This window comes from Microvirga ossetica, from assembly GCF_002741015.1.
Lineage (GTDB): Bacteria > Pseudomonadota > Alphaproteobacteria > Rhizobiales > Beijerinckiaceae > Microvirga > Microvirga ossetica.
In genome coordinates, this window is record NZ_CP016616.1 from 4,754,793 (window position 1) to 4,777,096 (window position 22,304).

General features: G+C 63.9%; 18 protein-coding genes. 10 read left to right on the forward strand and 8 right to left on the reverse strand.

What is annotated here, in order from left to right:
• Positions 1 to 54 precede the first annotated feature (54 nt).
• The 3 genes from BB934_RS22795 to BB934_RS22805 all read right to left on the reverse strand — a co-directional run bounded on the left by BB934_RS22795 (position 55) and on the right by BB934_RS22805 (position 5,370).
• The gene (locus BB934_RS22795; RefSeq protein ID WP_099511716.1) at positions 55 to 1,527 is read right to left on the reverse strand and encodes an aldehyde dehydrogenase family protein; all 1,473 of its coding nucleotides are present in this window, start codon (positions 1,525 to 1,527) and stop codon (positions 55 to 57) included.
• Between the two features lie 13 nt (positions 1,528 to 1,540).
• On the reverse strand, positions 1,541 to 3,154 hold the full coding sequence (locus tag BB934_RS22800; protein ID WP_099511718.1) for an ABC transporter ATP-binding protein: 1,614 nt from the start codon (positions 3,152 to 3,154) through the stop codon (positions 1,541 to 1,543).
• Between the two features lie 119 nt (positions 3,155 to 3,273).
• Complete coding sequence (locus BB934_RS22805) at positions 3,274 to 5,370, reverse strand: sensor histidine kinase (RefSeq protein WP_099511720.1); 2,097 nt, start codon at positions 5,368 to 5,370, stop codon at positions 3,274 to 3,276.
• Positions 5,371 to 5,483: 113 nt separating this feature from the next.
• Here BB934_RS22805 and BB934_RS22810 point away from each other — a divergent pair, with 113 nt between their 5' ends.
• The 4 genes from BB934_RS22810 (at position 5,484) to BB934_RS22820 (ending at position 10,724) form a co-directional block, all read left to right on the forward strand.
• Complete coding sequence (locus BB934_RS22810; RefSeq protein WP_099511721.1) at positions 5,484 to 7,295, forward strand: ABC-F family ATP-binding cassette domain-containing protein; 1,812 nt, start codon at positions 5,484 to 5,486, stop codon at positions 7,293 to 7,295.
• Between the two features lie 166 nt (positions 7,296 to 7,461).
• Entirely contained in the window at positions 7,462 to 8,292 is an 831-nt protein-coding gene (locus tag BB934_RS48835) for a hypothetical protein (protein WP_157934280.1), read from the forward strand.
• A gap of 47 nt (positions 8,293 to 8,339) precedes the next feature.
• Positions 8,340 to 9,551, forward strand: coding sequence for a hypothetical protein (locus BB934_RS48840; protein ID WP_157934281.1), 1,212 nt, complete (start codon positions 8,340 to 8,342; stop codon positions 9,549 to 9,551).
• Between the two features lie 207 nt (positions 9,552 to 9,758).
• Positions 9,759 to 10,724 carry a DUF6454 family protein gene (locus tag BB934_RS22820; protein ID WP_099511724.1) on the forward strand — a complete coding sequence of 322 codons (966 nt, stop codon included), beginning with the start codon at positions 9,759 to 9,761 and terminating at the stop codon, positions 10,722 to 10,724.
• 96 nt (positions 10,725 to 10,820) lie between these two features.
• Here the strand turns inward: BB934_RS22820 and BB934_RS22825 are convergent, their stop codons facing one another.
• The 3 genes from BB934_RS22825 to BB934_RS22835 form a co-directional block, all read right to left on the reverse strand.
• The gene (locus BB934_RS22825) at positions 10,821 to 11,036 is read right to left on the reverse strand and encodes a dodecin (protein WP_099511726.1); all 216 of its coding nucleotides are present in this window, start codon (positions 11,034 to 11,036) and stop codon (positions 10,821 to 10,823) included.
• Positions 11,037 to 11,164: 128 nt separating this feature from the next.
• Positions 11,165 to 11,401, reverse strand: a complete 237-nt coding sequence (locus BB934_RS50625; protein WP_335645588.1) for a VOC family protein — start codon at positions 11,399 to 11,401, stop codon at positions 11,165 to 11,167.
• Between the two features lie 62 nt (positions 11,402 to 11,463).
• Positions 11,464 to 12,483: a fumarylacetoacetate hydrolase family protein gene (locus BB934_RS22835; protein ID WP_099511728.1), complete on the reverse strand. Its 1,020-nt coding sequence runs from the start codon at positions 12,481 to 12,483 to the stop codon at positions 11,464 to 11,466.
• 73 nt (positions 12,484 to 12,556) lie between these two features.
• On the opposite strand from BB934_RS22835, the gene BB934_RS22840 reads away from it, so the two are divergent.
• The 5 genes from BB934_RS22840 (at position 12,557) to BB934_RS22860 (ending at position 17,934) form a co-directional block, all read left to right on the forward strand.
• A complete protein-coding gene (locus tag BB934_RS22840; protein WP_162299224.1) occupies positions 12,557 to 13,645 on the forward strand; it encodes a TRAP transporter substrate-binding protein in 1,089 nt (362 codons plus the stop codon).
• Between the two features lie 194 nt (positions 13,646 to 13,839).
• Complete coding sequence (locus tag BB934_RS22845) at positions 13,840 to 14,343, forward strand: MarR family winged helix-turn-helix transcriptional regulator (RefSeq protein ID WP_099511731.1); 504 nt, start codon at positions 13,840 to 13,842, stop codon at positions 14,341 to 14,343.
• Positions 14,340 to 14,966: a maleylacetoacetate isomerase gene (gene maiA / locus BB934_RS22850; protein ID WP_099511733.1), complete on the forward strand. Its 627-nt coding sequence runs from the start codon at positions 14,340 to 14,342 to the stop codon at positions 14,964 to 14,966. Before BB934_RS22845 ends, maiA begins: the two co-directional genes overlap by 4 nt.
• Before the next feature lie 86 nt (positions 14,967 to 15,052).
• Positions 15,053 to 16,168: a 4-hydroxyphenylpyruvate dioxygenase gene (gene hppD, locus BB934_RS22855; protein WP_099511734.1), complete on the forward strand. Its 1,116-nt coding sequence runs from the start codon at positions 15,053 to 15,055 to the stop codon at positions 16,166 to 16,168.
• A 500-nt stretch (positions 16,169 to 16,668) separates the two neighbouring features.
• Positions 16,669 to 17,934, forward strand: a complete 1,266-nt coding sequence (locus tag BB934_RS22860; RefSeq protein WP_099511736.1) for a porin — start codon at positions 16,669 to 16,671, stop codon at positions 17,932 to 17,934.
• A 165-nt stretch (positions 17,935 to 18,099) separates the two neighbouring features.
• On the opposite strand, the gene BB934_RS22865 is transcribed toward BB934_RS22860, so the two are convergent.
• Both BB934_RS22865 and BB934_RS22870 read right to left on the reverse strand, forming a co-directional pair.
• Complete coding sequence (locus BB934_RS22865) at positions 18,100 to 18,981, reverse strand: alpha/beta fold hydrolase (protein ID WP_099511738.1); 882 nt, start codon at positions 18,979 to 18,981, stop codon at positions 18,100 to 18,102.
• Between the two features lie 197 nt (positions 18,982 to 19,178).
• Complete coding sequence (locus BB934_RS22870; RefSeq protein ID WP_099511739.1) at positions 19,179 to 21,224, reverse strand: lytic transglycosylase domain-containing protein; 2,046 nt, start codon at positions 21,222 to 21,224, stop codon at positions 19,179 to 19,181.
• Positions 21,225 to 21,414: 190 nt separating this feature from the next.
• Here BB934_RS22870 and dapA point away from each other — a divergent pair, with 190 nt between their 5' ends.
• Complete coding sequence (gene dapA / locus BB934_RS22875; RefSeq protein ID WP_099511741.1) at positions 21,415 to 22,299, forward strand: 4-hydroxy-tetrahydrodipicolinate synthase; 885 nt, start codon at positions 21,415 to 21,417, stop codon at positions 22,297 to 22,299.
• Positions 22,300 to 22,304: the final 5 nt, after the last annotated feature.

A 22,304-nucleotide genomic window follows, 5' to 3' on the forward strand; every position in this document is an offset into this window, starting at 1 on the left:
ACGTTCGCTCCGCGACCTCCTCAGGATGAGGTGGAGTGATGTTCAAACCCATTGTTACCCGTGCGCGATGACGAGGGTCTTGGTCGTGGTGAACTCGACCAGGCCCTCGAAGCCTTTCTCGCGGCCGTGGCCCGAGCGGCCGAAACCGCCGAAGGGCAGCTCGATACCGCCGCCGGCGCCGTAGCAATTCACGAAGACCTGGCCCGCGCGCATGGAGCGCGCGACGCGGGTGGAGCGCATGGCGTCCTTGGTCCACACCCCCGCCGCAAGGCCGAAAGGCGTGCCGTTCGCCAGCCTGATCGCCTCGGCCTCGTCTTCGAAGGGCGTCGCCACCAGGACCGGGCCGAAGACCTCCTCCTGCGAGAGGAGGCTCTCGTGCGGGACAGGCGCCAGGAAGGCCGGGGCCACGTAGTAGCCGCCTTCGGGCGCGTCGGACGCGACCGCACCTTCGCCGATGATGGTGAGGCCCTCGTTCTGGCCGCGCTCGAGATAGCCCAGCACGCGGCGCTGCTGCGCCTGGTTGATCATGGGCCCGAGATCGGGCTCGCGCTCGGGATGCCCGGCGCGAAGCTTGCCGAAGCGCTTGGCCACCGCGTCGACCACGTCCTGGAAGATGCCGCGCTGGATCAGCAGGCGGCTGCCGGCGGAGCAGGTCTGGCCGCCGTTCTGGATGATGGCGTTGACGAGGGTCGGCAACGCCCGCTCGAGATCGGCATCGTCGAACACGACCTGGGCCGACTTGCCGCCGAGCTCCAGCGTCACGCCGACATGGTTCTTCGCCGCCGCCGTCTGAACGGCGGTGCCTGTCTCAGGGCTGCCGGTGAAGGATATGAAGTCGATGCCGGGATGGGCGGTGAGCGCAGCGCCCGCCGTGCGGCCGAGACCGGTCACCACGTTGAGCGCACCGTCCGGGAAGCCGACCTCGCGGGCAAGCGCAGAGACGCGCAGGATCGTGAGCGAGGCATCCTCCGCCGGCTTGACCACCGTGGCGTTGCCGGCGGCGAGCGCCGCACCGACGGAGCGTCCGAGGATCTGCATCGGATAGTTCCAGGGCACGATATGCCCGGTCACGCCGTGCGGCACGCGCTCGACGCCGATGAAATGCGTGTTGAGATAGGGGATCACGTCGCCGTGCAGCTTGTCGGCGGCGCTGCCGTAGAATTCGAAATAGCGGGCGAGCGCGATGGCGTCGGCGCGGGACTGGCGCAGGGGCTTGCCGTTGTCGCGGCTCTCCAGGATGGCGAGCTCGTCCGCATGGGCCTCGACGACGGACGCAAGCTTCATGAGCAGGCGTCCGCGCTCCGTGGCGGTCAGCCTGCCCCAGGCGCCGTCGAAGGCGGCGCGGGCGGCCTTGACGGCCTCGTCGATGTCCTGAGCCGTTCCGGCGGCGATCCGGGCGAGAAGCGACCCGTCGACGGGAGAGAACACGTCGAGCTCCATGCCGTCCGAGGCCGGGCGATCGTGTCCGCCGATGAGATTTTGGAACATCATGTTGGGCGCGAGGCGCGTGCCGATCTGATCGTTCATGGGTTTCGTCTCCCTAGATCATCTTGTTCATGCCCGGCACCGCGGCCAGGAGCTGGCGGGTATAGGCGTCCCGCGGGTGCGCGAAGAGTTGCGCGGTTTCCGCCATTTCCACAATCCGCCCTTTTTGCATAACTGCCACGCGGTCGCAGATCTGTGCGGCGACCCGCAGATCGTGGGTGATGAAGAGGATGGCCAGGCCTAGCTCTTCCTGCAATCCCCGGATCAGTTTGAGGATCTCCGCCTGCACCGAAACGTCGAGGGCGGAGACGGCTTCGTCGGCCACCAGCACGTCGGGCTTCATGGCGAGAGCGCGCGCGATTCCGATGCGCTGGCGCTGGCCGCCGGAGAACTCGTGCGGATAGCGGTCGATGGCCTGGGCCGGAAGCCCGACCTTCTCCAGAAGGATGCGGGCGTCGTCGAGGGCCTTGGCCGGGTCCGTGCCTTGCGTGATCGGCCCCTCAGAGATGATGCGCCCCACGGTGCGGCGCGGGTTGAGGGAGGCGAAGGGATCCTGGAACACCATCTGGATGCGGCGCCGGTACGGCCGCAGGTCGCGCTGGGACAGGGTGCCGAATTGCAGATCGCCGACGACGATGGCGCCGCCGTCCGGCTCGATCAGGCGCAGCACGCAGCGCCCCACCGTCGACTTGCCCGAGCCGGATTCGCCCACGAGCCCCAGGGTCTCGCCACGCCTGATGTCGAAGCTCACCGCATCCGCCGCCTGGACCTCGCGGCTTTTGCGAAAGAAGCCGCGCCCGCCATAAACTTTGGTCAGGGCATCGACCTTGAGCGCGATGGGCTCGCCGGTCAGATGCTTGGGGGCGGGCGGCGTCAGGGACGGCACCGCGGCCAGAAGGCGCTTGGTGTAAGGATGCTGCGGGCGGGTCAGCACCTCTTCCGCCGGTCCCTGCTCGACAAGCTCGCCCTGCTGGAGCACGGCGACCCGGTCGGCGATCTCCGCGACCACGCCGAAATCATGGGTGATGAAGAGAACCGCCGTTCCCTTCTTGCGGCGCAGGTTGTCGATCAGCTTGAGCACCTGCGCCTGCGTGGTCACGTCGAGGGCCGTGGTGGGCTCGTCGGCGATGAGGAGCTTCGGCTCGAGCGCAAGGGCCATGGCGATCATCACGCGCTGGCGCTGGCCGCCGGAGAGCTCATGCGGGTAAGCCTTGGCGATCAGCTCGGGGTTCGGCAGGTTCACCTCGGCGAGGAGGTCGAGCACGCGCTTCTCGCGCTCCGCAGGCGTGAGAAGTCCATGGGCGCGGAAGGTCTCGGCGATCTGGTCCGCCACCCGCATCACCGGGTTGAGGGAGGTCATCGGCTCCTGGAACACCGTACCGACCTCGCGCCCGCGCACGTCGCACCAGCCTGCCTCGTCGAGACTCAAGAGATCGCGGCCTGCGAGACGGATCGAGCCGGACAGAACCCGGACGCCCCCGGGCAGAAGGCCGATGGTCGCCATCGCCGTCATCGACTTGCCGGACCCGGATTCCCCCACGACGCAGAGCGTCTCGCCCGGAGCGATCGCAAGCGACACGTCCTTGATGGCGTGCCGACGGTCGGCGAGGGCAGGCAGCCCGATGGACAGGTTCTCGATCGACAGCACGGGGGAGGGGCTGCTCACCATGGGACTCCAGCTTGAAGGGTCGAAGAGCCATCCTTGCGATCTGGCGCGCTCCGTCAATCCATGGATGACGGAGATGCTGAGATCGGACGATGCGCCGCTTAGGGATCGAGCATCGCGCGTCACGAAGGGAGTGTCGGATTGACTCCAGCTGTCGGATCCGTCCCTCTCGCGCTGTGCGCGAGAGGGACGGAGATGTCATAGGCCACACCGCCCTCGGCGAAGTTGAGCACCATGTAGCCGCCGAGTTCGCCCTCGATGCTGCGGCGGATCAGGCGCGATCCGAAGCCCTGGCGCTTCGGCGGCGCCACGGGCGGTCCTCCGCTTTCGGTCCAGTGTATCCGAAGCTGATCGTGGCGGTCTTCGCTCTGAGCGATCGACCAGGTCATTTCCAGTCGGCCCGCATTGGTCGAAAGCGCGCCATACTTGGCAGCATTCGTCACCAGCTCGTGCAGGACAAGGCCGAGATTGATGGCGTAGCGGGCGGGGAGCTTCACGTCCGGCCCGCACAGAACGACCCGCTCGTCGCCCTGCTTGCGGTAGGGCGCCAGCTCCTGCTCCGCCACGTCGCGCAGCTCGGCCTCGCGCCAGGACTTGCGCGTCAGCAGGTTGTGCGTCTTCGACAGGGCGAGCAGGCGGCCCTCGAAAGCGTCCTTGAACTGCCCCGGCGTCTCGGTGGTGCGAAGCGTCTGCGAGGCGATGGACTGCACGGTGGTCAGGGTGTTCTTCACCCGATGATTGAGCTCGTCGAGGAAGAAGCGCTGCTGCTCCTCGGCGTGCTTCTGCTCGGTGATGTCCTGGAAGATGCCGACGAAATAGACCGGCTTTTTTTCGATATCGAAGAAGACCCGGCCCTTGGAGTTGATCCAGCGAATGCTGCCGTCTGCAAGCCGGATACGATATTCGTCCTGGTAATCCCCCTGGTCTTTGACGGCATCCCGCCATTTCTGCACCACGCGGTCCATGTCCTCGGGATGAAGGATCTGCAGCCAGTACTGGTGATCCATCACGGAGGTGGCGTGCGGTAGCCCGAGCATGGCGGTCGCCTGGCTCGACCAGCCGCCGACGCTCTTGTCGGGATCGTACCACCAGGTTCCCATGTGCCCCGCCTCCAGGGCGAGGCGCGCGCGCTCCTCGCTGGCCCGGAGTGCCTGCTGACGCTCTGCCACGTCGTCCATCAGATCGTTGAAGGCCTTGGCCAGGATGCTGAACTCGCCCGATTTGCGCGGAAGCGAGATCCGCGCCTGGTAGTCGCCCCGGCGCCAGGCCTGGATTCCGCTCGTCACGATCTCGAAGGGGCGCGTGATGAAGGCGCGGCTGAGAAGAGCCGACAGGGACAGCGCAAGGATGAGCGCCGCCCCGATCAGCATGAAGCCGCGCCGCGCCGCTTGGTTGATGGAGGCGAAGGCATCCCGCGTCGACAGGCCGACATTGATGTAGACCTCCTGCGAGGGAACGGTGAGCGGTATGTAGCCCACGACGCGCCGGATCCCGTCGATGCTGATCATCTGCGCGGTTCCGGCGGATGCGGCCTTGGCCTGGGCCATATATTCCTGGGGCAGCAGCTTTCCGATCATCCGCTCCGGCTGAGGATGCTGGACGAGAACGATGCCCCTCCGGTCGGCGACCGTCACCGACCCGTTCTCGGGAGTGGTGCGCTCCTTCAGCTTCTGACCGAGCCAGCGCAGGTCCAGGGCGGCCGCCAGGACGCCGACCACGTCGCCTCGGTCGTTCCAGATGGGCACGGCTAGGGGAAGGACGGGATGCGGCGTGAGGCTGCCCTCCTCGAAGACCGGCGTGTGCTCTCCGACGACGAGGCCCTTCACGTCGAGGGCGTGGTGGAAATAGGGGCGGTCGGCGAAGTAGTGCTGGGTGTCGACGGTGCCGGTCGGTCGGCAGCGGATATGCCCGCTGATGTCCATCGCCACGAAGGACAGGATATAGGGCACCTTCTCCTGGATCGCCTTCAGATAGGGGCTGCAGCTCGGCGTGTCGAAGGAGCGTATGGACGGGATCTCGTCGATGGCGAGCAGCAGGCTGTGGATGCCGTCGAAGATCCGCTCGAGTTCCGCGCTCACCAGCTGGGCCTGCCTGATGGCAAGGTCGTTCACCTCGGCTTCACGGGCGCGGCGCAGAGAGACTTCCGTATAGGTCCAGATGACGATCGCCGGGAGAACCGAGATCAAAGCAAGAAGAAGCAGACGCCTCGTCAGTGTCATGCAAACGCTCAGCTTAACATCGGGAGGGGAACACAAAGTTCGGTGACCGTCCACCCCTGTAACAAGTCGGCGCGGTCTTGCATCTGCGACTAAGAGGTGTCAGGGGAGCAGGAATGGCGCTTCCCCCTCTGCTTCTCCTCCAGGACATTGCTCTCACCTTCGGCGGCACGCCCCTGATCGAGAGCGCCGAGCTGTCCGTCTCCCCCGGCGAGCGGGCCTGCCTTGTCGGTCGCAACGGCTCGGGCAAGTCGACTCTGCTCAAAATCGCCGCAGGTCTCGTCGAGGCCGACCGCGGCAAGCGCTTCGTGCAGCCCGGGGCCACCGTGCGCTATCTGGCCCAGGAGCCCGACCTTTCCGGCTATGCCAGCACCCTGGCCTATGTGGAGGCGGGCCTCGGACCGGGGGACGATCCCTACCGGGCGCGCTACCTCCTGGAGCAGCTCGGGCTGACCGGCGACGAGAAGACCGCCGACCTCTCCGGCGGCGAGGCCCGCCGTGCGGCGCTTGCCCATGTGCTGGCGCCCCAGCCCGACATCCTGCTCCTCGACGAGCCGACGAACCACCTCGACCTGCCGGTCATCGAATGGCTGGAAGGCGAGCTGAAGGGCCTGCGCTCGGCGCTCGTGCTCATCAGCCATGATCGCCGCTTCCTGGAGAGCTTGTCCCAGGCCACCGTCTGGCTCGACCGCGGCCGCACCCGCCGCATGGACCGCGGCTTCGCCCATTTCGAGGAATGGCGCGATCAGGTGCTGGAGCAGGAGGAGGCTGAGCATCACAAGCTCGGGCGCAAGCTCGTCGCCGAGGCCGACTGGCTGCGCTACGGCGTGACGGCAAGGCGCAAGCGCAACGTGCGCCGCCTCGGCAACCTCCACGCCATGCGCCAGCAATACCGCGAACGCCAGCGCGCCCTCGGCACGGTCAGCATGACCATGGCCGAGGGCGAGCAGTCCGGCACCCTCGTGGTCGAGGCGGAGGGCGTCTCGAAGTCCTTCGGCGAGCGCGCCATCGTCTCGAACCTGTCCCTGCGGGTGCTGCGCGGCGATCGGCTCGGCATCATCGGGCCGAACGGGGCGGGCAAGACCACCCTCATCAACCTGCTCACCGGAATCCTGGCGCCCGATGCCGGTCGGGTGCGGCTCGGCGCCAACCTGCAGATGGTGACCCTCGACCAGCGCCGCGCGAGCCTCGATCCCGACGCCACCGTGGCCGAGACGCTCACCGGAGGGCGCGGCGACAGCGTCACCATCGGCGGCCAGACGAAGCACGTGATCGGCTACATGAAGGACTTCCTGTTCGCGCCCGAGCAGGCCCGCACTCCCGTGGGCGTGCTCTCCGGCGGCGAGCGCAACCGGCTGATGCTGGCGCGCGCCCTGGCGCAGCCCTCGAACCTGCTGGTGCTCGACGAGCCGACCAACGACCTCGACCTCGAGACCCTCGATCTGCTGGAAGAGATGATTCAGGATTACGCGGGCACGGCGATCCTGGTCAGCCACGACCGCGACTTCCTCGACCGCACGGTCAGCTCCGTCCTGGTCTCGGAAGGCGAGGGGCGCTGGCTCGAATATGCGGGCGGCTACACCGACATGGTCGCCCAGCGCGGGCGCGGCGTTCAGGCCCGCATCGTCGAGAAGGAGGTGAAGCCGAAGAGCGCCGACAAGCCGGCCGCCGCCGCTCCGGTGCCGGGAAAGCGCAAGCTCTCCTTCAACGAGCAGCACGACCTCAAGACGCTGCCCAGGCGCATGGACGAGATCGGAGCCAAGATCGCCAAGGTCCAGGAGATCCTCGCCGATCACGAACTCTATTCCCGCGATCCCGCTAGGTTCCAGAAGGCCATGGATGCGCTGACAGCGCTGCAGAGCGAGCTGCACACGGCGGAGGAGCGTTGGCTCGAGCTGGAAATGCTGCGCGAGGAGCTGGAGGGATGAGGCTTCGAGAGTTATGCCCTCAAGGTCGTTGCACTCCTGAGCGAATATTCAGGTAATTTTCCCCCAACTGAAGCCTGCGGAAGAACGTCACCTCTCTGAATGGAGAGGTGCGATAACGTTACCATGACCTATAGTCACCTCAGTCATATGGAATCGGGGAGGGATCATGGCTGCTAGGTTTGTCACAGGCATCGATACTGATGGTGAGGTTCTTGGTAGTGAAGAACACCTCACTATCCTCGCTGGCGGCGCCATCACGGTGGCCGATGTAGCCGTAAAAGGCGTCTTCAGTAATGCCTTGGCGAAAAATTCAAATGTCACGCTGCTTGGGAGTGTAGCTACCGCCGGGGATAGCCTCTTCCTTAAGGGAAGCGGGAGTACCGTATTTGTCGGCCAGTTGGGTGCCATCACCAGTAGAGGAACTGCAGTATCACTTGGCTCAACCGGTCAACGCTCGGTTAGCCTCCGGAATGAAGGTACAATTACAGGCATAATTGAGGCTGTGCGGCTTCAAGGGGCTGAGTTGGATCTCGTCAATACCGGGATGATTTCTGTCGGGACAAACCTTGATCATATTATTGCAGCCGTCACTATGGCTTCTAGCGCAGGTAGTGCTTCTTTTCTGACGAACAGTGGCCAGATTGTCGCTGGACTTTTCAGCAACATGCATTCTGCAGTGGTTGGCGGCGCGGGGACGACCACATCTTCAATTCAGGCCTTATCCGGGGGCGCATCAACCTTGGTGCGGGCAACGATTTCTACGATGGCCGGGAAGGGTTTTGGGAAGGGGCAAGCATCTCTCTCGGAACTGGTGGAAATACTGCTTATGGTGGCAATGGCCAGGAGTTCTTCGAACTTGCGCAAGGGGGTGACCGAGCCCACGACTTCGTGGATGGAGGGGAGGGCATTGACGGCCTCACTCTCCACGATGGTGCAGCGGATGTCCGTCTGGATATCAGGTTCACCAGTAGACAGGAGACGGGTGTCGGGACACTGACACTTCGACATGTCGAGAACATCAACACTGGCGACGGACATGACCGGGTGACCGGCAACAATGACAACAATGAGATTCAGACAGGCTTAGGCAACGACACTCTCGAAGGAGGCTTGGGAGACGACGATCTGCGAGGCGGCGACGGTAATGACACGGCCATCTTCTCGGGCTCGACGCGGGCGACCGTCGATCTGCGGCTGCAGGGCCAACCGCAGAACACCGGCTATGGGTTCGATACTTTGTCCGGCATCGAGAGCCTTGTGGGCGGCGCGGGCGATGACGTGTTCTGGGGCACCGACGCGGCCAATCTCCTGGCGGGCTCCGGCGGCAACGACACTTTGTGGGGCGGTGGCGGCGGCGACACGCTGGACGGAGGGACCGGCACCAACACGGTTCTGTTCGTCGGTTCGAAGGTCGATTATCGGGTCACGCCAACCGCCGAGGGCGCGATCGTAGTTGGCCTCGAAGGCACGGATGTCGTGCGCAATGTGCGCTTCCTCCAGTTCGTCGATGGCGTGATCGCGCTGACCAATGCGGCCCCGACGGCTCTCGGACTCTCCGCTCAAGGCATCGTGGAGAACGCGCCGCGTGGTTCCGTGGTCGCGACGCTCTCGGCTTTGGATGCGGACGGAGACGCCGTCACCTACAGCCTTGCCGGAGCTAGCCCCTTTGCCGTCGTCGGCAACAGTCTCGTGGTCGACGGCACTCTCGATTTCGAGGCCGCTCGCCAGCATAGCGTCGTGATTCAAGCCCGTGACAGTTACGGCGGCGTGACGAGCCAGACTTTCACGATCGCGGTCGGAGATAAGGTCGAGAGCACGTCATTCGTGCTGCGGGGCGGAGGCGGAGCCGATGTGTTCCAGGGCGAGGCCGGCGGCGACACGATCTATGGAGGCGCGGGCAACGACGCATTGTCTGGGGGCTCCGGTAAGGACGTCTTCGTGTTCAACACCCGCACCGGGAAAACGAACGTGGACATGGTCACGGACTTCGTCGTCAAGGACGACAGCCTCTGGCTCGAAAATGCGGTCTTCAAGGCCCTCGGCGGCAAGGGCAGCCTCGCCCGACCTCAGAAGCTCGGATCGGATGCCTTCGCGATAGCGACACGGGCTCAGGATAGGGAAGACCGGATCGTGTACGACAAGAAATCCGGCAAGCTCTATTACGATCAGGACGGAACCGGATCGAAGGCGCAGGTGCAGATCGCCACGTTGACCAAAGGGTTGAAGATGACGGCGGCGGATTTCTTCGTGATCTGAGATCGAGGAGCGTCTGCAAGCGATTCGAGGTTTCTGTAACTGACGAACGACCACTTGAGGTGAGCGGGTGGGATGGAATCCACCGCAAACTGCCCCAATTCCATCGCGAAGGGATTTGCGCCTGCCGGGTTACTCAGGCGCAATACCCGACACTAAAGTGACATCATCCGCTCGCTAGAAGCGGATCGTCATTGAAGGAGGAACGCGATGGACTGCAAGTCGAGACGCCGCCTGACCACGATTCTGACGATGCTTTGCCTTGGGGCTTTGCCCGTGACGCTCGCGGCCGCCGAGCTCGACCGGGATGTGCTGGCGGAGCGCGTGACGAAGCTCTCCCGCGGCACGCAATGGAAGCCCGTCTCCGCGGTTCCAGTCAACTTCCTGACGCATCACCCGCAGGGCATGGTGAAGATCGGCGATACGCTGTTCGTATCCTCGGTCGAGATCCAGCAGCCGACCAAGCGGTTTCCGCAGCCGGTGGATGGCTACGACCGCGACACGGGCGCGGGCGTCGGGCATCTCTTCAAGATCGACATGAAGGGCAACCTGATCGCCGACATCACCCTGGGCGAAGGCTCGATCTATCACCCGGGTGGGATCGACTACGACGGGAAGTACATCTGGGTTCCCGTGGCCGAATACCGCCCGAACAGCCGCTCCATCGTCTACCGGGTCGATCCGGAGACCATGAAGGCCGAGGAGATGTTCCGCTTCGCCGACCATGTCGGCGGTGTGGTTCACGACACCGACAGCAAGTCCCTGCACGGGGTGAGCTGGGGCTCGCGCCGGTTCTATCGCTGGGCCCTCGATGCCAATGGAAAGCCCACGAATGCGAGTGAAGCGCCGGAGAAGCTGCGGACGCTGAACACGTCGCATTATCTCGATTACCAGGACTGCAAATATGCCGGCAAAAGCCGCATGCTGTGCTCCGGCGTGACCGAGATGCGGTTAACGCCGGAGGCAGCCCCGTTCCGCCTCGGTGGGATCGATCTCGTCGACCTCGCCGACGGGCGGCCGATCTTCCAGACGCCGGTGCTGCTCTGGAGCGCCGCAGGCATGGACATGACCCACAATCCGGTCTGGATGGAAACGAGCGATGCCGGCATCCGCGGCTATTTCATGCCCGAGGACGACAAGTCCACGCTCTACATCTACGAGGCGGAAGTGAAATAGGGTCGGACCTGGAAGAAGATCCAAAGCTTTAGGCATTTGGATTGAAGCTCTCACGTCATCACCGGCACGAGGCCGGTGATGACGTGACAAAGCCGATCAGCCGCCCCCCTCCAAAGTGAACCCGGCCTTGATCACGACCTGGTAATGGCGCACCTCGCCCTCCTCGATGTGACCGCGGGTCTGGACGACCTCGAACCAGCGCAGATTCCTCAAGCTGTGGTTCGCCCGTCGAACGGCGGTCTGAATCGCGTCCTCGATGCTCGATTCCGACGAGCCGACGAGTTCTACGATCTTATAGACATGATCATCCATGGCGCGCTCCATGCTGTGCCCGAAGCATGGAGCTAGTGCACGGACGTAAAACGCCTATAGGACGTCTGCGCGAACATCCTCCATGAACTCGATCCGGTTGCCGACCGGGTCGGATACATAGAAGCGTTTCACGTCTGGAATCGCCTCATCCCAACACGGCTCGCAGCCCGCCTCAGGAGCATTCGGGAGAGGCGTTCGAGATCCTCGATGACAAGAGCGGGATGGGCTTTCCGGGCAGGCCGGAAATCCTCTTCAACTCCCAGATGGATCCGCACACCGCCGCTCTCCAGCCAGAGGCCGCCCCGCCCGGCGAGAGCCTGAGGCTTCGGCATTTCCGTCATCCCGAGCAGATCGATATAGAACATCCTGCATCGATCCTCGGAGCCCTTGGGGATTGCGAGCTGAACGTGATCGATGCGCAGCAGCATCATACCTCGCCGCGATAGGCTTTGACCTCCTGCTCGATGGCGCCGAAGATCGAGTGGCCTTGCTTGTCCTTCATCTCGATGCGAACCGTGTCGCCGAAGCGCAGGAACGGCGTCTTGGCCTCGCCGTAGAGGATCGTTTCCACGGTGCGCAGTTCCGCGAGGCAGGAATAGCCGAAGCCTCCGTCGGAGACGGGCTTGCCCGGCCCGCCGCCCTGATCCTTGTTGGAGACCGTTCCCGAACCGATGATCGCGCCGGCGCCGAGGGGCCGGGTCTTGGCGGCATGGGCGATCAGCGTCGGGAAGTCGAAGGTCATGTCGACGCCCGCATTCGCCTTGCCGAAGGGCTTGCCGTTGAGGCTGGTGAGGAGGGGCAGGTGCAGCTTGCCGCCGTCCCAGGCCTCGCCCAGCTCGTCGGGCGTAACCGCCACAGGCGAGAGCGTCGAGGAGGGCTTCGACTGGAAGAAGCCGAAGCCCTTGGCAAGCTCCGCCGGGATCAGGTTTCTGAGCGATACGTCGTTGACCAGGACGACGAGGCGGATCGCGGCTGCGGCCTGCTCCCGCGTCGCGCCCATCGGCACGTCGCCGGTGATCACGGCGATCTCCGCCTCGAAGTCGATTCCGTGCGCCTCGTCGATGGCCAGGATCTCGTCCCGCGGTCCGAGGAAGGAATCGGAGCCGCCCTGATACATGAGCGGGTCGGTCCAGAAGGAAGCCGGCATCTCGGCACCGCGGGCTTTGCGCACCAGCTCCACGTGGTTCACGTAGGCAGAGCCGTCCGCCCATTGATAGGCCCGGGGCAGGGGGGAGGCGCAATCGTGCTCGTGAAAGCGGAAGGCCGGGATCGAGCCGTGCTCGAGCTGCACTGCGAGATCGCGCAGTTGAGGCTCGACTTTTTCCCAATTGTCCAGGGCTTGCTGAAGCGTTGGAACAATGAAAAAAGCGTCAGTCGCGCGGGTCAGGTCTTTCGAGACGATGACGAGGCGGCCATCGCGGCCTTGGTTCAGGGAGGAGAGCTTCATTGCCACCGACCGGGTTGTTATGGTCCACTCAACTTGCAACAGAATGCTTTCCGGGGAAACGCCAATGACGACGATGAAGAGAAGAAACTTTCTGAAGGGAGCAGGGCTTGCCGCTGCAGCGGGAGCGGTGGCCGCTCCGGCCATCGCGCAGACGCAGCCGGAAATCCGCTGGCGCCTGACCTCGAGCTTTCCGAAATCCCTCGACACGATCTTCGGTACCGCCCAGACCTTCGCCAAGTACATGGCGGACGCGACCGACAACAAGTTCCAGATCCAGGTCTTCGCCCCCGGCGAGATCGTGGGCGGCCTGCAGGCCATGGACGCGGTGCAGAACGGCTCCGTCGAATGCGCGCATACCCCGCTCTACTACTACATCGGCAAGGAGCCGGCGCTCGGCATGGGGACTGGCCTGCCCTTCAGCCTCAATGCGCGCCAGCTCCATTCCTGGTGGCACTTCGCCGGCGGCAAGGAGATCATCAACGAGGTGATGGCGCGGTATAACTGCACCTCCTTCGTCTGCGGCAATTCCGGCGCCCAGATGGGTGGCTTCTTCCGCAAGGAAATCAACACGGTCGATGACCTGAAGGGCCTCAAGTTCCGCGTCGGCGGCCTCGGCGGCCAGGTCCTGGCGAAGCTCGGCGTCGTGCCGCAGCAGATCGCACCCGGCGACGTCTATCCGGCGCTGGAGCGCGGCACCCTCGATGCCGCCGAGTTCGTCGGCCCCTACGACGACGAGAAGCTCGGCTTCCTGAAAGTGGCCAAATATTATTACGCCCCCGGCTGGTGGGAGGGCGGCGCCATGCTGCACCTCGTCGTCAACCGGCAGAAGTGGAACGAGCTGCCGAAGAACTACCAGGCCATCCTGTCCCAGGCGACGGAGGCAGCGAACAACTGGATGCTGGCCAAGTACGATGCGGTGAACGGCCAGGCCCTGCGCCGCATGGTCGGGGCGGGCGCGGAGCTTCGCACCTTCTCCCCGGCCATCATGGACGCCTCGCTCAAGGCCGCCAACGAGCTCTATACCGAGCTGTCGGCCAAGAACGCGGACTTCAAGAAGGCCTACGATTCCATGGTCGCCTACCGCAACGACGTCCTGCCGTGGTGGCAGCTCAACGAATACGCCTTCGACACCTTCATGATCCGCACCCGCGGCCGGGCGTAATCCGCCGGAGCAGGCTCCCAGAGGAACCTGCTCTTCCTGGATAACCGAAGAACCGACAGCGTGGCCGGACCCCGGCCGCGCTGATTTTCGTTGGACATCGAATTCGGAAGGGGTCTTGACCAAACGGCATGCCAATCTAGTTGCTTGTGCAACGAATTGTGGTATTGGTTGCGCAAGCAACGATTGGCGGGACGATGGCGACTGGATCGGCAGCAAAGAAGCAGGCATCGGAGCCCCTGGTGGTTCTGGAGCAGTTCCTGCCTTATCGGCTCAACGTGCTGGCTGGCCTCACCTCCAGCGCGCTCGCCCAGATCTATGCCGAGCGCTACGGCCTTTCGATCCCGGCCTGGCGGGTCATCGTCACCCTTGGCCAATATGAGCATAGGACCGCCCGGGACATGGCGCCGGACGGCGTGATGCACAAATCGACCGTCTCCCGGGCCGTCGCCAGCCTCGAGAAGCGGGGGTTGGTCGTGCGCCGGCCCAATCTCGACGACCGCCGGGAAGAGTGGCTGGCGCTGACGCCGCAGGGACGAGCGATCTACGAGGCGGTGGCGCCTGAAGCACTCGCCGTCGAGGAGCGCCTTTTGTCGGTCCTGACGTCGCAGGAGCAGGCGACATTTGCCGCTTTGATCGACAGGCTCACCCGGCAGGCCCGATTGCTGGCACCTCAGGATGTCGTGGAGGCCGAGACGTGAAGCTCTATACCTATTTCCGATCATCAGCTGCCTATCGGGTCAGGATCGCTCTCAACCTCAAGGGCGTGGCCTACGACTCGGTCTCGATCAACCTGCTGACAGGTGAGCAGCGGGAAGAGGGCTACCGCGCGATCAACCCCCAGGGGCGTGTGCCATCCCTCGATATCGGTGCCGCGACGCTGATCCAGTCTCCGGCAATTCTCGAATATCTCGACGAGTGCTATCCGGAACCGCCCCTGCTTCCGGTCGGTGCGGTCAACCGCGCCAAGGTCCGGGCCGTTGCCAGCCTGATCGGCTGCGATATCCACCCGCTCAACAATTCAGGCACGATCGCCTACCTTAACAAACGGCTCGGGCACGATCAGGCCACGGCCGACGAATGGTACGCCCATTGGGTGCGTGAGGGCTTCGATGCCATCGAGAGACTGATCGAACCGGGACCCTATGCCTTCGGCTCCCGGATCACGCTCGCCGATGTCTATCTCGTGCCGCAGGTCTTCAACGCTCGGCGCTTCAACGTTTCGCTCGACGCTTACCCGAAGATCGCCGCCGTGGATGCGGCCTGCGCCGGGCACAAGGCCTTCCAGGATGCCGCGCCGGCGAGCCAGCCCGACGCCGTTTGACGAAAATGCGCATCCGCCAAGGGCTGGATGCGTTGTTCCCGCAGAAAAGGCCTCGCGATCGGCAGAGGCACAACAGGAGGAAAACAATGGGACCGTTCCCGCACGATGCGCCGCCAGCCGCCATATCCGAAGAGAACCCCATGGGAACCGACGGCTTCGAGTTCGTGGAGTTCTGCCATCCCGATCCGCAGGCGCTGGATCGCCTGTTCAAGGTCATGGGCTTCAGCGTGGTCGCGAAACACCGCTCGAAGAACGTCACGCTCTATCGCCAGGGCGACATCAACTTCATCGTCAACGCGCAGCCCGGCTCCTTCGCGGAGCGCTTCGCGGCCCAGCACGGCCCGTCCGCGCCCGCCATGGCGTTCCGGGTGGCCGATGCCAGATACGCCTATGACCGTGCTCTTTCCATGGGCGCCAAGCCTATCGAGACGCAGATCGGTCCCAACGAGCTCGAGATCTTGGGCATCGAGGGAATCGGCGGCCTGCAGATCTATTTCGTCGACCGCTACGGCGCGAAAGGCTCGATCTACGATGTCGATTTCGAGTGGCTCGGCGAGCCCGACCCGAAGCCGAAGGGCGTCGGCCTCTATTACATCGACCACCTGACGCACAACGTCTATCGCGGTCGCCTGAACGAATGGGCCGGCTTCTACGAGCGCCTCTTCAACTTCCGCCAGATCCGCTATTTCGACATCGAGGGAAAGCTGACGGGCCTCCATTCCCGCGCCATGACGAGCCCCGACGGGAAGATCCGTATCCCCATCAACGAGGATGCGGGCGAGACCGGGCAGATCGAGGAGTACCTGCAGGAGTACAAGGGCGAGGGCATCCAGCATGTGGCGCTGGGCTCGCACGACCTCTACGAATCCATCGAGGCGCTCATCGAAGTCGGGCTCGAGTTCATGCCGGCGCCGAACGAGATCTACTATTCGCGCGTCGACAAGCGCCTGCCGAGCCACGAGGAGCCCATGGAGCGGCTTCGGAAAAACGGCATCCTTATCGATGGGGAAGGGGTCGTCGAAGGCGGCTTCACGAAAGTGCTGCTCCAGCGCTTCGGCAAGACCGCCATCGGCCCGATCTTCTTCGAATACATCCAGCGCAAGGGCGACGACGGATTCGGCGAAGGCAACTTCAAGGCCCTCTTCGAATCCATCGAAGAGGACCAGATTCGTCGCGGGGTGATCGGTCCGAAGGTCGCTTGAGGCCGTTCCAAGCTACGATTCGGAAAGGCCGGGCTCGTCCCGGCCTTTTTTCACGCCTTCCGGCAGGGGAATGCAGCCGCATTTGAGAAGGGGGTTCTTCACAGCTCCGCGCCAGCAAATGCATGCCGAGGCCTCTCACGCAGACTTGATCGTCTCTTCCATCCCAGGCGAAGTCCTTGTTCCTTAATGGTTTATAAAATTCCGGGCTAAAATCTTAACGAACAGTAAAGGGTTCAGTCCTGAACGTTGCCTTTGTGCAACATGCCGATGAAAAGCCCCGGCTACTGCCCATTTTGTGCCTTCATTCGGTTGCTTGCGGCCCTGTCCTGGATAATGTGGCTGCAGCGACGGGGGCACCCCAGTCGTGATCCTGGTGAGTTCGACCCAAAAGGCGGCTCCCCGGGTACTAAGGGGAAAAGGGACGTGTTTGATGCTTTGTTGAAGTCATCGAGGCACTAAAACCCGGCCCCCCAGGGTCTCGAAACTTTGGAGGTTTAACCATGAAGCTCGCTAAGAGCCTCTTTCTCGGATCGGTCGCGGGTCTCGCGGCTGTTGCCGGAGCTCAAGCTGCCGACCTTCCCGCGAAGAAGGCTGCTGCTGTTGAATACGTTCGCGTCTGCTCCACCTACGGCGCAGGCTTCTTCTACATCCCCGGCACCGAAACCTGCCTCCGCGTCGGCGGCCGTGTTCGCGCCGAGTTCGGTTATGTTGAGCCGAACGACCGCGAAGACGACGCGATCGGCTTCCGCGCTCGTGGCCGCATTCAGCTCGACGCCCGCACCGCCACCGCTTACGGCCTCCTGCGCACCTTCGTGCGTTTCGAGATGACCCGTAACACCGGCGTGTATGGCAACGACTCGACCTCGCCGAACGTCGACCAGGCTTTCATCCAGTTCGGTGGCCTCACCGCCGGTCGCGTCGTGTCGATGTTCGACAACAGCGACCTGCCGACGGGCCACTTCGGTACGCTCCGCTTCTCGGACGCTCCGAACGTGAACCTGTTCGCCTACACCTTCTCGTTCGGCAACGGCTTCTCGGCCACCCTGTCGGCAGAAGAAGGCCGCTATGGCACTCTGCTTGGCACCGCACTCGCGGAAGCCGGTCAGCGCATGCCTGACGTGGTTGCTAACCTGAAGTACGCTGGTACCTGGGGCTCGTTCCAAGTCTCCGGCGCTCTGCACCAGCAGCGCAGCAACGTCCTGACGCCTGTCAACACTCCTGGTCTTGACCCGATCCTGTACGGCACGATCCCGGACACCGAGTACGGCTGGGCCGTGACGGCTCAGGGCTCCGTGAACCTGCCGATGCTCGGTGCTGGCGATGCCCTTTGGCTCGCTGCAACCTACGCTGACGGCGCTCTTGGCTACCTCGGCTTCGGCACGGGCGCCGGCGTCACCAGCTTCGGCGGCCTGCGGACGAACATCAACGTCGTCGATGCCTTCATCGACGCTGCTGGCAACATCGCGACCGGCGAAGGCTGGTCCGTTGCCGGTGGTATGCGTCACTACTGGACCCCGACCCTCCGTCAGAACCTGTTCGGCTCCTATGCTGACGTCTCGTACGACGGTACCGCTGTTGTTAACATCGACTTCAACGAGTGGCGCGTCGGCACCAACCTGATCTGGTCGCCGGTTGCCGGTCTCGATCTCGGTGTCGAGGTCATGTACAGCCGCCTCGAGTCGGACACCCCGGTCCTGTTCAACGGTCTCCTCGGCGACGTGGACGATGCTTGGGAAGGCCGCCTGCGCGTTCAGCGCGACTTCTAATCGGCTTGTCCTGATTGGATAGAGAAACCCCGGTGGCAACACCGGGGTTTTTTCGTCTATCCGAGCGATCAAAAAGATGTCCGTTCACGCTGTTGAAGCGTTCGCCGTAACGCGCATTCGGTTTGGCATCAGAGAAGCAGCAATCCGAGGAGAAGGAGCTGCCTCTCAGGTACGATCTTCAATCCTGGCGACAAAATCTCGGATAGCCTGAACGAGATGGCCATCGAGGGAAGGGGCGTGTCCCTGGCCGGGCACCGTGATGGCCGTAAGACCCGGATGACGCTCGCCCATGAGCCGCCGCGTCTCGTCGGACAGCAGGTCGGAATTGGCGCCCCGGATGACGAGAACCGGGACGGATTTCAGATTGTCGAAGAGGGGCCAAAGATCGGGAGGGGGCGTCCGGAGATCGAGAGCCTCGAGCGTCTTCATCAGGTTGGCGTCGTAACTGAGAACGAGGCCTTCATCTGCCTCGCGCCATGTCCCCCGGGCCATCCTCCACCATTGTTCTTCCGTGAAATCCGGGAACTGCTCTCCCGACATCCGTTGGAGGATCTGCGCACCCTCCTGCATAGTCTGCGGCGTGGGGAGCTTGCCGACATAGCTGCGGATCCGCAGCAGCCCCTTGAGGTCGAGGACCGGGCCGACATCGTTCATGACGACGCCCGCAATGAGCTCGGGATGAGCGGCACAAAGGGCCATGGCGATCAGCCCGCCCCTCGACGTGCCGACGACAATAGCCTTCTCGATGCCGACGGCCGCCAGAACATGCAGGCAGTCGTCGAGTTCGACCTTGATGTCGTAATGGTGCCAGTCCGGGTCCCAATCCGAGCGTCCGCGACCGCGATAGTCGAGCGACAGAACCCGGCGGGGTTTCGAGGGATCGCGGCTCAGGGCATCGGCAAGCTCGTGAAAGTCCTCCGAGTTCCTGGCGAGGCCGGACAGGCAGATGACGGGCAGGGCGCCGCCCGTTTCCGGGCCATAGTCACGGGCGTAAAGGCGCAGCCCATCGGCGGCGGAGACGAAGAGATCGCGGTAGGAACGGCTCATCTCAATCCGGTTTCAACAGGTTTCGAAGAGCCGCATCCTGCCATGACCGGAGCATCGGATCGATTCCTCGGCTAGAGCATCGGACCCAAAAGTGGGACCCACTTTTGGGTCCGATGCTCCACTCTTTGAAGGGCGCATCGTTGGACGCGGCCCTCCGGGTCCGCACGATGCGCTAGTGTATCGTTCGGCACGATGCGCTAATTGGTGCCTGCTGTCGCATCCGCCGTCGCCGGAGCTGGCATTGCGGGCTTGGCGTTCAGGCGCTCGCGGTAGACCCGCAAATTCTCCAGCACCCGCTGGACATAGTTTCGCGTCTCGTAGAACGGAATCCGCTCGATCCAATCGACCTCGTCCACGTCCGGCTTGCGGGGGTCGCCGTAGGATCTGACCCACTTGATGACGTTTCCGCCGCCGGCATTGTAGGAAGCGAAGGCGAGGATATAGGAGCCCTTCCAATCCTCCATCAGCTCACCGAGATGGGCCGAGCCGATCTTGGCGTTGTAGGACGGGTCCTCGATCAGGCGCTTCAGGTCGAAGCCGACACCGAAGCGCTGTGCTGTCCGCTTTGCGGTCGCCGGCATGAGCTGCATGAGACCGCGCGCACCGGCGCTGGAAATGGCGCGGGGGTTGAAAGCACTTTCCTGCCGGGCAATGGCATAGACCATGGCCGGTTCGACGTCGTCGCCGACCGGTTGGAACTCGGGAATGGCCGCCAGAGGATAGGCATGCTGGTCGAGGGGAAAGCCCCGCTGCAGCGCGATCTTTCCGATGGCCAGGACCGCACGGGGATTTTGCTGCGATGCGGCCAGGCTGGCCAAAGCGTCGAGCTGCCCCGGATCGTTCAGCGTTTGGGCGAGATCGGAATACAGGCCGAGGAGGAGATCCGGCTCATCGAGCTGCCGCAGGAAGCTGACCGCCTGCACGGGAATGAGAGCCTGGAAAGCCTTGCGTTCCTCTTCCGTCAGCGGATCGACTTTTCGTAGCGTGATGGTCTGGCCCAATTTCGCCTGGGCCAATTGCCCATAATACGTCGTCGGCTGGTCGGCCGCACGTTCGTAGAAGATCCTTGCGTCCTGCCCTAGACCGGCCGCTTCCGCCGCGCGCGCCTGCCAATAGGCGACCCGCGAGATGGAGATCGGCGTCGAAGCCGTCTTGGCGACGGTGGCGAAATGGTGGGCGGCGGTCGCCGGATCGCTGAGGAAGCGAAGCGCGATCCAGCCGGCATGGAACTCCGCTTCGATCTGCTGCACCGGCGACTCGGCAGCATGGTGGCTTGCCACCTCATAGGCCGTCTTCGGGTCGCCCTTGTCGAGAAGGGCGCGGGTGATCAGGCGCTGCTCGGCCCACCACTCGTCGCCGTCCACCCGCAGCTCTGGGTCGCGGGGCGCCTGCATGATGATGTTGGCGGCCTCGACCAGATTGTTGCTGCGGCGCTGGAGCAGGGCCTTGGAGAACAGGTACGACGGATCGCTCCGCAACGATCCGGGAACGGCAGCAAAGGCCTTCTCGGCCTTCTTCTTGCCCTGGAAGACGGCCATGCGCGCCTTGACGAGCAGCCCGTGATCCTTGCCCGCATAACCTGCGGCGCGTTGCGCGCCGCCCCAGTTTTCCTTCAGGAGGAGCCGCTCCATGCGGAAGCGGTGGTCGGCCTGGGACAGCACGTCCGGAAACCGGTCGAGGATGCGCCGCTCCATATCGGGGCCGAAATTATCCTCCCGCCAGACATGGCGGATCCTGTCGCTGGCTTCCTGCTCGATGCCGTCGGCCTTCAAGGCGAAGGCAAGGGCGACCCGGCCGGCCGGGGTCCCCGGGGGCTGCTTTGCAAAGTAGGCGCGCACCTGGGGTGCCGGTCTGCGCTCTGCCAGCAGCGCATCCTCGCCGCGTCTGCGGATCGGACCGGTGCTGGGCCATTCCGGATAATCCTTCTGGAATGCGACGATCCGGTCCAGGCCGATGGTGAAGCCGCTGCGGATGACGAACCATTCCACCAGGGCATGGGCCGCGGGCTGGGTCAGCTTGGTCTTGAGGATCTGAGCCTCGGGCAGATCGTTGTCCCGATAGGCCTTGAGGATGCCCTGGAGATATTCCAGGTCTCCCGGCACCGGAGCGGCGGGCACGAAGCTTTCGAGGGCGCTCTGCCGGCTCTGTTCGGGAGGGTTGGGGGGAGATTCTGCTGCCTGAACGGCAAGGACGGACAATTGGACGAGCGCGACCGATGCCAGAAGCCGTATGAGAGGATGCATGTTGAGGCTCACCCGCAAACCCCTTTTGCTGCCGTCTATATCTCATTGTGACGACGTTTCTCTTGAGGAAACACTAAGAGCCGAGCTAGGACAACTCCTCAGGGGAACGTTTGCGCGCATGCGCCGCACCCCCTATGTGTAAAAGCCCTGTGGCCCACGAGAAGACCGACGCAGATATCGAGGATGACCCATGACCCAATTCAAAGGCTCCATCACCGCTCTGGTGACCCCGTTCAAGGAAGGGGCCGTGGATGAGGCCGCGTTCCGGTCCTTCATCAACTGGCAGATCCGGGAGGGCACGAGCGGCCTCGTTCCCGTCGGCACGACCGGCGAAAGCCCGACGCTCAGCCACAAGGAGCACGAGCGGGTCGTCGAAATCTGCGTCGACGAGACGAAGGGCAGGGTGCCCGTGATTGCCGGCGCCGGGTCGAACAGCACGGCGGAGGCCGTGGCCTTCTCGAAGCATGCGGAGAAGGTCGGTGCCGATGCGGTGCTGATCGTGACGCCCTATTACAACAAGCCGACCCAAGAAGGCCTGTACCAGCATTTCAAGGCGATCAACGATGCCGTCGGCATCCCGATCATCATCTACAACATCCCCGGCCGTTCGATCATCGACATGTCGGTGGAGACGATGGCGCGGCTCTATGAGCTCAAGAACATCGCCGGCGTGAAGGATGCGACCGCGAACATGGCGCGGGCGAGCCAGCAGCGGCAGGTGCTGGGGCCGGACTTCATCCAGCTCTCCGGCGAGGACGCGACCGCCCTCGGCTTCATGGCCCATGGCGGCCACGGCTGCATCTCCGTGACCGCTAACGTCGCGCCGCGGCTCTGCGCCGAGATGCAGCATGCCTGCCTGAACGGCGATTACGCCTCCGCCCTGAAGGTGCAGGATCGTCTCATGCCCCTGCACACCAGCCTGTTCGTCGAAACCAATCCCACGCCCGTAAAATATGCCGCGTCCCTGCTCGGCCTGATGGAGGACGATGTGCGCCTGCCGCTCGTACCCGCCTCCGACAACGCGAAGCAGGCCGTGCGCGCGGCCATGGTCCATGCGGGCCTGATCAACGCTTAAAGCAG